This is a genomic window from Halococcus morrhuae DSM 1307, assembly GCF_000336695.1.
Classification (GTDB): domain Archaea; phylum Halobacteriota; class Halobacteria; order Halobacteriales; family Halococcaceae; genus Halococcus; species Halococcus morrhuae.
The window spans coordinates 1-13,036 of the sequence record NZ_AOMC01000131.1 but is presented as its reverse complement, the minus strand read 5'-3'; the positions used below and the strand labels follow the sequence as shown (position 1 = coordinate 13,036).

The following is a 13,036-nucleotide window of genomic DNA, read 5'->3' as shown; positions in this document are numbered from 1 at the left end:
ACAGGGAGGATAAATACTCTACTATGAAATCTATATAGCGGTACGTGTCCGCACGGTCGGCGTAGTTAGGCGTCCTCTTCGTCGAAGCCGAGCGCCGCCGAGTTGATGCAGTAGCGCTTGCCAGTCGGTTCCGGACCGTCGTCGAAGACGTGACCGAGATGGCCGCCGCAGGTCGCACAGACCACTTCGGTGCGCTCCATCCCGTGACTGGTGTCGCGCTGGAATTCGATGTTCTCGTCGGCGGCGTCCGAGAAGCTCGGCCAGCCGGTCTTGGATTCGAACTTGGTGTCCGAGGAGAACAGTTCGGTGCCGCAGCCGGCACAGACGAACGTGCCGTCGTCGTCCTCGTCGAGCAGCTCGCCGCTGAACTTCGGCTCGGTCCCCTGCTCGCGCAGGATATCGTCTGTCTCTTATACACATCTCTGATGGCGCGAGGNAATGCTCCGGCAGGGATTCGAACTGGCGCGAGACGGTCGCACCCGCGCGCTGCGACTCGCGTGCTCGAATCCGCGTCGCATCGGCTCCTCACTCGTGTTCGTCGCAGAATGCTCCGGCAGGGATTCGAACCCTGGTCATCACCGTGAGAGGGTGATATGATTGGCCGGACTACACCACCAGAGCACACCTCTGTGGCTGCACTCGTTTGTAGCGACGAATCGGGTTTAACCGTTGCGCTTTGAGCCTACCCGTCCTCGAACGGCGAGCCGGTGATGTCGGGCTCGTGGCCGTCGAGGCTGACGATGTTCTCACGACCGACGCGGAGTTTGCTCACTCGGTCCTCCTCGGCCATCTCGGAGAGCAGCGTGCTCACCTTCGATTTCGACCAGTCGGTCTGCTCGACGATATCGCCCTGCTGCATCCGCCCGCCGTTCGCGTCGAGCAGCTCGGCGATCCGGTCGGCATCGGTCTTCATGTCGGCGGCGCTCACGGCCGGTTCGGGCGGTGCGGTCGTCGCCGCAGGTTCGTCCTCGCTTTCGGGCTCGTCGTCGGTATCGGCTTCGGCGGCCGCTCCGGAATCGGGCGGCTCGTCGCTCGTCCCGGCGATGCCCGATCGCCAGGCGATCACGCCGCCGACGAGGACGACGATGAGTATGCCAGCACCCCACAGGAGCGGCAGTTCGGACGACGAACCCTCGTCGGCCGCCAGCGCCGATTCCTCGGTGAAGACGACGTGGGGCTGTCCGCTCGCGAACTGCGCCGGCCCGAAGTACGTCAGCGAATCGGTCGTGTTCGCCGAGCCGTTGGTCGAGGCGTCGGCTGCCGGTTCGACCGATTCCCAGTCGACTTCGAGGTTCGGCCCGGCACGGAACTCGAGTGACATCCCCTTGGAGAGATAGAGCCCGCTTTCGAAGCTCTCGCCGACGGTGTGGCTCCCCTCGGTGGACGTGAAGTTCGTCCAGAGGAACGACATCTCGACGACGCCCGTCGTCCGCGGCTGCGAACTCACGCGCGTGTCACGCCTGAACCCGCGCGCATCCATCGACCGCCCCGTCGCGTTCGAGCCGTCCGCGGTGAGCGTCGTCGCTCGTTCCCTGAAATCAGTGTACAACGGCGTTTCTTCGCTGCCGAACCGGTTCGCATAGGCGCGGAAACGACTGGTCTGACTCTCGTTGGTGAGCGGTTGGTTGTAGCGCTGGGTCCAGCGCGCAGAGCCGTTCTCGTAGACCGTGACGACGAACCGTGCGTCGTTGAACGACGTCGCGGTGTCGGAGCCGTTCGACGGGGCGGCCTGTGCGTCGCCGATCGCTACGGCGGGGAGCAAAACTGCTCCGAGCACTATCGCGGCGACGAGGCCGAGCACCGACAGCCGCTTCATCCATCGTAGATGACCGGACCATCATATAAAAACGCTATGACCACGACCGTCCGAACGACTTAGGGCGCGAGCCGGTTCTTGCGCCCCTTCATCTGCTCGTCGTAGTGGGCGAACGTCAGCGGACACCACTCCGCGGCGTGATCGAGGATGGATTCGGTGAGATGGCGGATCTCCCACTGGCTGTCGGCGGCGGCGCGCATGTCCGCGACGTGCATCAGCATCCTGACGTTCATCGACAGCACCATGTTCACCTCGGTGCCGATCGGCAGCACGAACCGGGCGTCCTCCGGGGGCATCCCCGTATCGAGCAGCTTCTGATACGATTCGACCGATTCCGTGACCGATTCGCGGAAGATCCGCTCGCGTTTTTCGACCACCTCGTCGTCGACCGCACCGCCGCTCTGATTGCGCCCCACCCAGTCGGGATCGGTCGCCGACGGCGGTGTGACGACCATCGCGCCCTCGCGTACGTCAGCGGGATCGACCTCGTCGAAGGAGACGTAGCGCATCGACTGGACGTCGAAGGAGACGTGGCGATGGCGGGTGAGCTGGGCCATACACGAGCGGCTGATCCCCTTGACGCCGAACGTGGCTTGGGGATGCTCGAACGGGCCGAAGTGGCCGTGATCGAGCAGGCGGCCGATGAGCGTGCGCTTTTTCTCCTCGGTCGTCTCCCCGTCGACGGTGCTCATCGTCTCCGCGAACGACTGTTCACCGACGAAGCCCGACGAATAGTCGCTGCGCGCGGCGGTACAGATCACTCGCTCCGGATCCTCTGTCGCTTCGAGCAGACGGACATCCATACCCAACGACGGAACAGCCGGGGTAATATCCTGTCGGTCAGGAGCATCCTCAGCGCGTCAGCCGAATCGAACTCGTCGAGCCGTCCGACCCGTTCCCCGTGTCGAACACGTCGGTGTCGATGGTGGTGTTCGTGCCGAGATCGTCGAGCGGCAGTTCGACCGTTCGGTTGCCAGGGAGTTCGAGCACGGCGGTGAGCGACACCCCCAGATCGGTCCGCTGGTCGCGCTCGATGTGGCTGACCCACCAGTCGTCGAGCTCGTCGTTGCGGATGGCCGCCCTCGCCGTGATCGTTTGCTCGCTGCCGGGCGAGAGTACCGTTCTCTCGCCCGTCGTGCCGTTGCCGACGGTGATCCCGTTCATCGTGAGTGTGTAGTCGATGCGAGCGACGGGAATCGGGATCTCGGTCGGGTTCCGTACCCGAAGCGCGATATCGAGCGGCGTTCTTGCGCGCGTCACGTTCCCCCACGTCGCCGACGTGCGCTCGACGACGAGGACGGGATCGTCGACGAACGGGAGGCTCGCGTTGATCGGCCGTGGCTCGCTCGTGTTCAGCGCGCCGGTGATGTCGGTCGTCAGCGTTCGGTTCTCGCTCACGCGCGCTGTCCCGAACACCGGCACGTCGACGGCCGCTCCCGTGACGACCCGCGTGCGCTCGCCGCGTTCGACGTGGCTCGCCCACCACGTCGGAATGTTCCGATTGTCGATGGCGGTCGTGAAGTTCACCGTCGACGTGCCCGGTGCGGCCCGGATGTCGTCACGGCTCCCGGTGCCCATCTCGATGCCGTTCATCCGTATCGAGTGGGTCACCGTCGTGTTGCCGAGCTCGATCGGGATCGGGTTCGGGTTCGTGACGCGGAGTTCGGTCGTGACGAGCGTCGTCGAGTCGTTCACACCCGAAAAACGGCTCTCGGTTCCCGCGACCGACGGACGATCGACGGTGAGGACGGCCACGCCGCCGATCGCGGCGAGAACGACGAACACGAGGACGACGGCGCGCGTACGATTCATTCGATCGGGTATGCCTTTGTGGTCGGAGGAAATAGGTTGTCGATCGGCCGCTGTGATTCGGGTGTGAGCCGCTACAGCGCCCGCCGTGATGGAACGAACTAAGTCCCCGCCGGTGATAGCGCCGGCATGGCCACATCCGTCGGGACCGACCGCGGCGTCGGCTTCGCCGTGTTGTTCGTCGTCCTCGCGCTCGTCGGCGCGCTCGCCGCGCTCGTCGGTGGACTGCTCGAAACCCAACTCACCGCTGCCTGGGGGTTCGCCGCGGCCTCGATCGCCGGCGCGATCGCGATCATGGCGATACAGCTGTCGGGGTGAGCGGCTGCCACAAAGCGTTAAGAGTCTCACGACCGTAGTGGTCGTAATGACCGATTTTTCCGATGAGGATCGGCGGATCCTCGCGTATCTCCACGACAGCGTTGCGCGTGGCGAGCGCTACTTCCGCTCGAAGAACATCGCCGACCAGCTCGGGTTGAGCGCCAAACAGGTCGGCGTCCGGCTGCCGCGGCTCGACGAGGAATCCGAGGAGATCGACATCGAGAAGTGGAGCCGTGCGAAATCGACCACGTGGCGCGTCACCCCCGGGTAAGTGGGCGAGTGCGTTCGGGTCGTCCGGGTCGGCGGATTTTTACCGACTGAACTCCTACTGATGATATGACAGTCCGGGTCGAACGTACGTTCGAGCTCGCCGTCCCGCCCGAACAGGTCTGGGCCTTCATCGCCGATCCGGGCAAGCGTGCCGAGGCGATCAGCGTCGTCGACTCGTTCGATATCCACGACGAGACCCATGCCACCTGGCATATCGCCCTGCCGATCCCGTTCGTCGACCGCACGATCGCCGTCGAGACCGAGGACACCGAACGCGACCCGCCAACCCACGTGGAGTTCGTCGGGCGCTCGCGCGTCCTTCGAGTCGTCGGTGAACACGACCTCGAAACCGTCGACGACGGCACCCGCCTGCGCAACCGCTTCACCGTCGAGGGGAAGATGCCGGGCGTCGAGGGCTTTTTCAAACGCAACCTCGACGACGAGCTCGACAACCTCGAAGCCGCCATCCGCGCGGATACGGCGGCCGAGCCGTAGATGCGCCTCGCCTGCTGTCAACACGACATCGAACCCGGTGCGATCGAGGCGAACGTCGAACGCGCGCTCGCGGCCATCGCCACGGCCGCGGACGATGGTGCGGATCTCGTCTGTCTCCCCGAGATATTCTCCGTCGGCTACTTCGCGTTCGACGAGTACGAGCGGGCGGCCGAGTCGCTCGCCGGGCCGACGCTCGAGCGGATCGCGGACGCGGCGCGAACCCACGACGTCGGCGTGCTCGCCGGCTCGATCGTCGAGGACCTTGCGGCAAGCACGCGTGACGGGTTCGAGACGCCGAGCGAGAGCGGGCTGGCGAACACGTCGGTGTTCTTCGACCGCGACGGCGAACAGCGAGCGATCTACCGCAAACACCACCTCTTCGGCTACGAGTCGCAGGAGGCCGAACTGCTCGTCCCCGGCCAGTCGCTCGGACTGACCGAATTCGACGGGTTCACGATCGGCACCACGACCTGCTACGACCTGCGCTTTCCCGAACTGTATCGCGAGTTCGTCGATGCGGGGGCGACCCTGATTCTCGTCCCGAGCGCGTGGCCGTATCCGCGCGTCGATCACTGGAAACTCCTCCCGCGGGCGCGGGCGATCGAGAACCAGCTGTTCGTGGCAGCCTGCAACGGTTCCGGCGTGTTCGGCGAGACCGCACTCTGTGGGCGCTCGGCGATCTACGATCCCTGGGGTGCAATTTCGGCGCAAGCGGGCACGGATGGCAACGCCGCTGACGAACCGACGATCGTCACCGCCGACATCGATCCCGAACGCGTGGTGAGCGTGCGTGATGAGTTCCCGGCGCTCCGCGATCGGCGATAGAAACGAGGGGCTTATCAGGCGCCGATGCCTTCCTGTAAACGCCGGTACGTGACGCTTTTCTCGTCGCAGCCGGCACACAGCGCTCGTCCCGCCGCAACCCGCACCCCCACTCGGATCCGGACGCGACCCACCCCGTCCCGCTCGTTTCGTCTCACTCACCAGTTGCCACAGCGGACGGTAGCGGTCGTGTTCCGCCGAAGACGAACAAAGGACAACTCCTTTATTCGGCTGCCGGGGCGTAATAGATACCGAATGATGAACGCCAGCGCACGCCCGCTCGACCAATGAGGATCGAGCGGCTCGATCGCGACACGTGGGCGGGGGCGCTTCCCAAGCGCGGCTTCGAGGTCTTCCACACCCCCGAGGCGCTGTCCGTCCTCGACCGCCACGCACCCGGCGACTGCCATCTCTTCGGCGGCTATCGCGGCGAGCAGCTGGTGGCGATGGTGCCGCTGTTCGTCCGCCACGTCGGCGGGCTGCGGATCGTCTCCTCGCCACCGCCGGGCATGGCCGTCCCGAGTCTGGGACCGCTCGTGATGCCGACCAGCCCGAAGCATCGAAAGCGCGAGAAGGTCAACCGCGAGTTCACCGAGGAACTCCTGGAGGCGCTCGATGCCGACTCGCCACGAACGCTCGTCCGTATTCTCTGCCCGCCCGACTACACCGACCCGCGCCCGTACCGCTGGAACGGGCTGTCGGTCGAACCGGCCTTCACCTACCGCCTCGCGGCCGACGATCCCGACGAACTCATCGACTCGTTCAGCCGGAGCCTTCGCCGGGAGATCCGCTCGGGCATGGAGCTCGATATCGAGATCGAGACGGCCGGAATCGCTGGCGGTGAGCGCGTCTTTCGAGAGACTGCCGAGCGCTACGCCGAACAGTCCGAATCGTTCGGCCCGGAGTGGCCGTACGTGCGTGACGTCATCGAGGAACTCGGCGATCGCTGTCGCGTCTACGTCGCCCGTGCCGACGGCGAGCACCTGGGCGGGGTCATCACGCTGTTCTCGAACGATGCGGCGTACTACTGGCTCGGTGGCACGCGCGCGACCCACGAGAACGTCAGCATCAACAGCCTCCTCCACTGGCGCATCATCAACGATATCGCCGACGATCCGCCGATCGACTCCGTCCACGAGTACGATCTCGTCGGCGCGAACACCGAACAGCTCTGCCGGTACAAATCGAAGTTCGGGGGCGAGCTGACGCCCTACTACGTCGCCGAGTCGGGTGGGGTAGCGATGGACGTCGCGAAAAGCGGCTATCAGCTGGTGAGTCAGGCCATCGATCGGTTCTAACGCTCGGGTGTCGGCGGGTCGGTCCGTCGCGGCGGACTGCCGTGCGAGAGGCCCTTGACCCCGGCGGCCCCGTTCGGGCTGGTGGCGAGTTCGACGATGACGTCGGTGAGATTCACCTTGTCGGCCATGAAGGCGTCGCGTTTGGCGGCCCATGTCTCCGTGAGGCTATCGTCGTCGATCAGCGATTCCGCATGCTCGATCGCCTCGGTGAAGGAGGCGATGTTGAAGATCAGCCCCTCGTTTTCGAGCTCGATGAAGTTGCCCATGTCCTCCTCGCCGACGAAGGAGTTCGACCGGATGGCGGGCGTCCCGAGCAGCGCGGCCTCGGTGACCATCGTCTGTGTGTCGGCGACCAGGAGGTGGGCTTCGCTGAGTGCGTCGTGCAACAGCCCGGGATGGAGATCGTACGGCCGGGCGTCGATTCCATCGAACTCCATCGTGCCGCTCTCGTCGGAGACGAAGACGGTCGCGTCGTCGCCGAGGCGTTCGATCAGCGTGCGCCGCTCGGCGGGACCGATGCCCGACTGGCTGACGTCGTGATGCGATCCGAAGGCGTTGAACCGGCAGATGACGTATTTCTCGTCGGGGCCGACGCCGAGCTGCTCGCGGATGTCGTCGCGAGGGGTGAACACGTCGGGATGGAGGTAGGCACACTCCTTGAACCCGCGAAAGCGATAGTGGTTCGCCCCGAGGTCCTTGCCGAAGGCGTCCGGCGTGAGGATGGCGTCGGCGAACGGCCGCGAGACGGTGTGGTCGATCGAGGTCGGCTCCGAGTCGAGGATCAGCGTCACCGGCGTGCGCGAGAGCGCGCCTGCGTGGGCTGCGTACGCGCCCATTCCGAAGATGCGGTCGGGTGAGTATCGCCACGTCTGGCGGAGAATCGAGAGATAGTGACGCGGGAGCTGGTAGAACAGCGACCGCTTTTTCGTCGCCAGCCGTCCGTAGAGCCGGTAGGGGAGATCGTGATAGTCGAGTAGCTCCTTCGTACAGCCGTAGTCACGACCGAGAATCAACACGTCGTGACCGCGACGTTCGAGGGCCGCGACGGCGTGTTTGTAGAGATGGACGTGCGCAGGAGTGTTCGTGAAAAACAGATAGTTCATTCAGTCTTGCTTCCGGCGAGGAACTCGATGCTCCTAAACACGTCGGTCCGCCCGCCGCGACACCGGTCGGGCGAAGCCGTTACTCATATACGATCGGGCCGCGCCAGTTGAATCGATACGCTCGACGTTATTGGACGACAATCATGACACGGATACGAACTGCGGGAATGGTACTGGTGGTATTGCTCTCGGCGGCCGTCGGCGGCGTCGCCCTCGGCGGAACGGCGGCGGCGCTCGATCCCGGCGCGGGCGCGACCTATCCGCTGACGCCCAGCTCCGACACGCTCGGGACGTTCGTCTACGTCGTCAGACCGGGCGATTCGGTCGCCGAGAACGGCATCAAGGAGATCACGCTCGATGCAGGGCCGAATGCCGACGTCGCCAACGTGACCGACGACGACGTGTTCATCGCGGTGCGTGGCGGCCAGCGCATCGAGATCGCCGAGAACAACACCGACATCGTCGACGTCGCGAACATCAGTGTCTCCCCGAATCAGGCCGGCGACGAGGTTACCATCACGCTTCCGCGGCCGGTCCAGCCGCAGTTCGCCTCCGATAGCCCGAACACCGGGGCGGAGGTCGCGGTCAAGGTGGGGAACTTCACGACGCCGGATCGACCGGGTAGCCATTCGGTCAACGCGACGTTCGCCACCGCATCGGGGAGCACCGACGGACCGACGTCGGTCTCCTACTCGACGACCGCGCCGGAGCTGTCGATGAACAACCAGAACCTCTCGCAGTTCAGCGATCAGCAGTCGATCAACGTCTCGGCATCGGTGCCGGGCGGCGGCTACGTCGGGCTGTTCACCACGGCCTCGAACGGCTCGCCCGGCGAACTCATCGGTTCGACGGACGTCGCCACGGCAACGTCGAGCCAGCAGTACAGCATCGACGTGAGCGGTAACGTCACGGAGAGCCAGCAGCTGATGGCCGTCGCGTACAGCGAGACGAACGGTCGCTCGGCGAGCCTTCGCGAGAACCAGACGTTCGATCCGAGCGACGACGAACGGCTGCGGACCAACGGCACGCTCGTGAACGCGACCGCGAACGTCTCGACGCTCGACGTCGACGGGCGAGTCGAGGCCGGCGGCGAGTACGCACAGGGTGCACGACTCTACTTCCCGCAGGGCGAACCGGACACGAACTACCAGGTACGGTCGGTCGAGGACGGCGAACTCGGCTCCGCCGCGACACAGTTCCAGACGGGCGCGAACGACACGACGATCCTCGACACGAGCGATCTCTCGGAAGGGCAGTACGCGATCACGCGGATCGACGACGACTCGCTCGTGAGCCTCGACAACGACAGCACGACCAGCGCACAGGACGACAGCATCCTCATCACCGGCCAGCAGGCGACCACACAGGCGAACACGACAAACGCGGGTGATGGTGCCGCGACCGATACCGGTGCCACCGCGACCGCCAGCAGCGGCGAGGGTGACACCGCAACCGCCGGCGGCAACGCCAGTGGAAACGGCTCGGCCAACGCCAGTGGCAATGGCTCGGGCACCGACACCAGTTCGAGCGGTCCCGGCTTCGGCATCGCGGTGGCCGTCGTCGCGCTGCTCGGCGCGGCGCTGCTCGTGACGCGACGCAACCGCTGAATCGGTCGCTGCGGTGTACGTCTTTTTCGACTATTCAGTCAAAATGACGGTTCCGGCGCGGCATGCGGACGGATATCGATCGGTCACGGTATGTGGATACGAACCGATAGAAATGAGTATGATGGGGCTGACAGTTACGCCAACGGAGAGAGCCGAACCGTGACCGAAACGGCTGCTATCGGCCGTTGCCTCGGTCAGAGGCGGCTCTCGGAGACCAACCAATGAGGGACTCACAGCCATGACGACGGTACGACGCAGCGCATTCATGATCACCGTAGTGCTCGTTTCGGCACTCGTCGGCGGTATCGCCTTCGGCGGGTCGGCGGCGGCGCTTAATTCCGATACGGCGGCCCCATACCCGCACTCGCCGGGGACGAGCGCGACCGATTTCCCCGTCTCGGTCGTCGCTCAGGGGAGCGATGCCATCACACAGGACGGGATGAAATCGATGACGGTCGACTTCGGGGCGAGCGGCAGTTTCGACGGCAGTGTCGAGAACGTCAGCGTCGGGTCGGTCTCGGTCACCGTCGCCAGTTCGAGCGGTCAGCGGACGGTCGACCCTGCGAACGTCTCGACCTCGGACGGACAGATCACACTCACCTTCCAGCAGCCGGTGTCGGTGAGCGCCGACGATCGCATCATCGCCAACGTCGCGAACGTGACGACGCCAACGAGCGACGGCAGCTACTCGGTCGGCGTCTCGACGACGACGCCGTCGGGGACGACCGACGGCCCGGTGACCGACGATTATCGTATCGAGAGCGCCTCGCTGTCGTTCGCGAACCAGAGCGCCTCGCAGTTCAGCGCGAACCAGTCGGTGAACGTCTCCGGGGTCGTTCCGAACGCCGGCTACGTCGGGATATTTACCGTGGCCGACAACGGCTCGCGCGGGCAGCTGGTCGGCAGTAGCCAGCCCATCGTCGCGCTGTACAACGAGCGCAACTACACCGTCAATCTCAACGGCAACGTCAACGAGAGTCAGCAGCTCATGGCGGTTGCCTACTACGAGACCAGCGGGAGCAGCCAGTCCGAACGGCTGAACGGTACGTTCGATCCGAACGAGGACGCGGTCGTGACGAACAACGGTCAGCCGGCGAACGCGACCGGCTACGTCACCACCGTCGACGCCGACGGACGCGTCCAGTCGGGCAGCGAGTACGACCAGGGCGCACGGCTCTACTTCGACCAGGGCGACGCGAGCACCGGCTATCAGCTCCGCGCGGTCGAGAACGGCAGCCCCGGACGAACGGCGAACCAGTTCGAGACCGCCGCGAACGGCTCGGCGACGATCGACACTAGCGACCTCCAGCAAGGGCAGTACGTCGTCACGCGGATCGACGACGGCTCGGTCGTCAGTCTCGACAACGACAGCACGACCAGCGCACAGGACGACAGCATCACCATCACCGGTCAGCAGTTCACCGAATCGACCGCCGCGGCCGGCAGTAGCGGCGACAACGGCAGCGCCAACGCGAGTGGTGGCGCGAGCACGAATGCCGGGAACGGTGGCGATGCCGGTGGCAACAGCTCGGGCAACGCCAGCGGGAACGGCTCGGGCAACGGGAGTGGCAGCAGTTCGAGCGGTCCCGGCTTCGGTATCGCGGTGGCCGTCGTCGCACTGCTCGGCGCGGCGCTGCTCGCGACGCGGCGCGGGCGCTAACCGACTCGCCGTTTCGATCGGCTTTCGACGAACGGATTTGTCTCGACCGACTGCGATCGGATGATGACAGCATCGCAACGTCGACCGACGGGACTCACGGGCGAACTGCTCGGGAAGACGCTGGGCTACGCCCGCGAGCGCGACTACACCGGGTGGGACTACGGTGACGGGATGAGCAGCCGGCTGTTGCAGGCGCTCCCCGTCGACAACAAGTGGGTGAACATCGCGGTTCAGGAGACGATCAAGCGCGCGCCGGTCAACGTGCGACCGCTCTTTCTCGTCGAGCAGCGCCGCAACTACAAGGGAACGGCCATGTTCACGATGGCGAACCTCGCGGCCCACGAGTTGGATCTCGGCGAGGGAAATGGTGTCGACTACGGGCGTGAGGCGCACGACCTCGCCGAGTGGCTCGTCGAAGAGCGCACGCCGGGCTATGCGGGGTTCTGTGGTGCCCATCGCCACGAGATTCAGCATCTCGACATCAAGGGACTTCCCTCGTATCCCGACATGGTTTCGACGGCATATGCGGTGCGAGCGCTGCTCGCGGCCCACGACGCCGGGCTCGATACGGGCGACGTCGACTACGCCGAGACCGTGCGTTCGGTCGCCGACTTCATCGACGAGGACCTCGAATACGAGGAGATCGAGGATGGTGCGCGGATGAAGTACGTTCCGACGTGGTCGTCGGAGCACTACACGCTGAACGCGGTCGCGCTCGGCGGCGTGACGCTGCTCGAACTCGGCGCGCGCTTCGGCGGCGAGCATCGCGAACGCGGCGAGAAACTGCTCGATTACGTCGTCTCGTGCCAGCGACCGGAGGGCGGCTGGATGTACCGTGATCCGCCCTCGGCGTCGCATCTGTCGATGGACAACCATCACAACGGGTTCATCATCGAGTCGCTGCTGCGCCACCGCGAGCTCACCGGTGCCGACAGATACGCCGGCGTGCTCGACGACGCGCTCGCGTTCTACCGCGAGGAGCTGTTCGCGGACGACGGCGCGCCGAACTGGGACGAATCGAACAGCTATCCGCGGGACATCAACGCCGCCGCGCAGGGGATCATCGTCTTCAGTCGCGCCGGCGAGTTCGCAGCCGCCGAGCGGATCATCGACTGGGTGCTCGGCACGCTGTACGCCGGCGACGGGAAGTTCCGGTTCCGGCGCGAGCGCCTGTTCACCAGGCGCGTCACGCTGATGCGGTGGTGTGAGGCGGCGATGGCGTACGCGTTGGCGACCTATCTCGATCAGCGCGCGTCGTCGGCCTGAGCGGAACGTGCGTCCGAGCCGGAACGACGCCGGTCGGTTTCGACAGGTTTGATAAGCTTGCTGGAGAAGGAGGGGTAATGATGCCGCCGCTTTATGCATGGCCACCGTCAGAGAGAGGGGCGGTGCTGTGAGCGACGTGCCCACGATCGGTGGGTCGCCCTGCGGTTTGGGCGCACCGAACGGGGAGGGACGTCGATGACCGACGGGACGACCGTGACGATCGTGCTCGGCACGCGCCCGGAGATCATCAAGCTCGCGCCCGTCATCGACGCCTGTGAGGAACGAGAGATCGCCTACAGCGTCGTCCACACCGGCCAGCACTACTCCGAGGAGCTGGACACCGTCTTCTTCGACCAGCTCGAACTGCCCGCGCCCGACCACAACCTCGGCGTCGGCTCCGGCTCCCAGAGCGAACAGACCGGCGCGATGATCCGCGAGATCGAGACGGTGTTGCTCGACGAGCAGCCCGAACTGGTGCTCGTCCAGGGCGATACGAACTCCGTGCTCGCGGGGGCGATCGCGGCGAGCAAGCTCGACTGCGAGGTCGGCCACGTCGAGGCCGGCCTGCGGAG

Annotated in this window: 13 protein-coding genes, 1 tRNA gene and 1 pseudogene; 9 read left to right on the top strand and 6 right to left on the bottom strand. The window is 65.5% G+C overall.

The genetic code is table 11. The features are described from left to right. Positions 1 to 65: 65 nt before the first annotated feature. The 5 genes and pseudogenes from msrB to C448_RS10600 form a co-directional block, all read right to left on the bottom strand. Positions 66 to 398 (bottom strand): annotated as a pseudogene (gene msrB / locus C448_RS10620) (peptide-methionine (R)-S-oxide reductase MsrB); the annotation flags it as partial. Positions 399 to 546: 148 nt separating this feature from the next. Continuing rightward, positions 547 to 621: transfer RNA gene (locus tag C448_RS10615), tRNA-Glu, on the bottom strand. Between the two features lie 61 nt (positions 622 to 682). Next, positions 683 to 1,816 (bottom strand): helix-turn-helix transcriptional regulator, encoded by a 1,134-nt coding sequence (locus C448_RS10610; protein ID WP_004054634.1) that lies wholly within the window; start codon positions 1,814 to 1,816, stop codon positions 683 to 685. 59 nt (positions 1,817 to 1,875) lie between these two features. Continuing rightward, positions 1,876 to 2,619 (bottom strand): FAD-dependent thymidylate synthase, encoded by a 744-nt coding sequence (thyX, locus tag C448_RS10605; RefSeq protein ID WP_004054633.1) that lies wholly within the window; start codon positions 2,617 to 2,619, stop codon positions 1,876 to 1,878. Between the two features lie 49 nt (positions 2,620 to 2,668). Then, positions 2,669 to 3,628 (bottom strand): LEA type 2 family protein, encoded by a 960-nt coding sequence (locus C448_RS10600; protein WP_004054631.1) that lies wholly within the window; start codon positions 3,626 to 3,628, stop codon positions 2,669 to 2,671. Positions 3,629 to 3,754: 126 nt separating this feature from the next. On the opposite strand from C448_RS10600, the gene C448_RS10595 reads away from it, so the two are divergent. From C448_RS10595 to C448_RS10575, 5 genes are all read left to right on the top strand, one after another. After that, positions 3,755 to 3,943 carry a DUF7525 family protein gene (locus C448_RS10595; RefSeq protein WP_004054628.1) on the top strand — a complete coding sequence of 63 codons (189 nt, stop codon included), beginning with the start codon at positions 3,755 to 3,757 and terminating at the stop codon, positions 3,941 to 3,943. A 46-nt stretch (positions 3,944 to 3,989) separates the two neighbouring features. Beyond that, the gene (locus tag C448_RS10590) at positions 3,990 to 4,214 is read left to right on the top strand and encodes a DUF7123 family protein (RefSeq protein ID WP_004054626.1); all 225 of its coding nucleotides are present in this window, start codon (positions 3,990 to 3,992) and stop codon (positions 4,212 to 4,214) included. A 65-nt stretch (positions 4,215 to 4,279) separates the two neighbouring features. Further along, positions 4,280 to 4,708 (top strand): CoxG family protein, encoded by a 429-nt coding sequence (locus tag C448_RS10585; RefSeq protein ID WP_004054624.1) that lies wholly within the window; start codon positions 4,280 to 4,282, stop codon positions 4,706 to 4,708. Continuing rightward, positions 4,709 to 5,533: a carbon-nitrogen family hydrolase gene (locus tag C448_RS10580; RefSeq protein WP_004054623.1), complete on the top strand. Its 825-nt coding sequence runs from the start codon at positions 4,709 to 4,711 to the stop codon at positions 5,531 to 5,533. Positions 5,534 to 5,817: 284 nt separating this feature from the next. Continuing rightward, positions 5,818 to 6,828 carry a lipid II:glycine glycyltransferase FemX gene (locus C448_RS10575; protein ID WP_004054621.1) on the top strand — a complete coding sequence of 337 codons (1,011 nt, stop codon included), beginning with the start codon at positions 5,818 to 5,820 and terminating at the stop codon, positions 6,826 to 6,828. Here the strand turns inward: C448_RS10575 and C448_RS10570 are convergent. Next, entirely contained in the window at positions 6,825 to 7,931 is a 1,107-nt protein-coding gene (locus C448_RS10570) for a DUF354 domain-containing protein (RefSeq protein ID WP_004054620.1), read from the bottom strand. The two genes, C448_RS10575 and C448_RS10570, sit on opposite strands and share 4 nt — an antisense overlap. A 167-nt stretch (positions 7,932 to 8,098) precedes the next feature. Between C448_RS10570 and C448_RS10565 the strand changes: the two genes are divergently transcribed. The 4 genes from C448_RS10565 to C448_RS10550 form a co-directional block, all read left to right on the top strand. Next, entirely contained in the window at positions 8,099 to 9,538 is a 1,440-nt protein-coding gene (locus C448_RS10565) for a PGF-CTERM sorting domain-containing protein (RefSeq protein ID WP_004054618.1), read from the top strand. Between the two features lie 265 nt (positions 9,539 to 9,803). Next, positions 9,804 to 11,198 carry a PGF-CTERM sorting domain-containing protein gene (locus tag C448_RS10560; RefSeq protein ID WP_004054615.1) on the top strand — a complete coding sequence of 465 codons (1,395 nt, stop codon included), beginning with the start codon at positions 9,804 to 9,806 and terminating at the stop codon, positions 11,196 to 11,198. Between the two features lie 60 nt (positions 11,199 to 11,258). Beyond that, positions 11,259 to 12,464, top strand: coding sequence for a prenyltransferase/squalene oxidase repeat-containing protein (locus C448_RS10555; RefSeq protein ID WP_004054613.1), 1,206 nt, complete (start codon positions 11,259 to 11,261; stop codon positions 12,462 to 12,464). Positions 12,465 to 12,659: 195 nt separating this feature from the next. Then, positions 12,660 to 13,036, top strand: a 377-nt coding sequence (locus tag C448_RS10550; RefSeq protein WP_004054612.1) for a UDP-N-acetylglucosamine 2-epimerase, incomplete at its 3' end; no start/stop codon positions are given.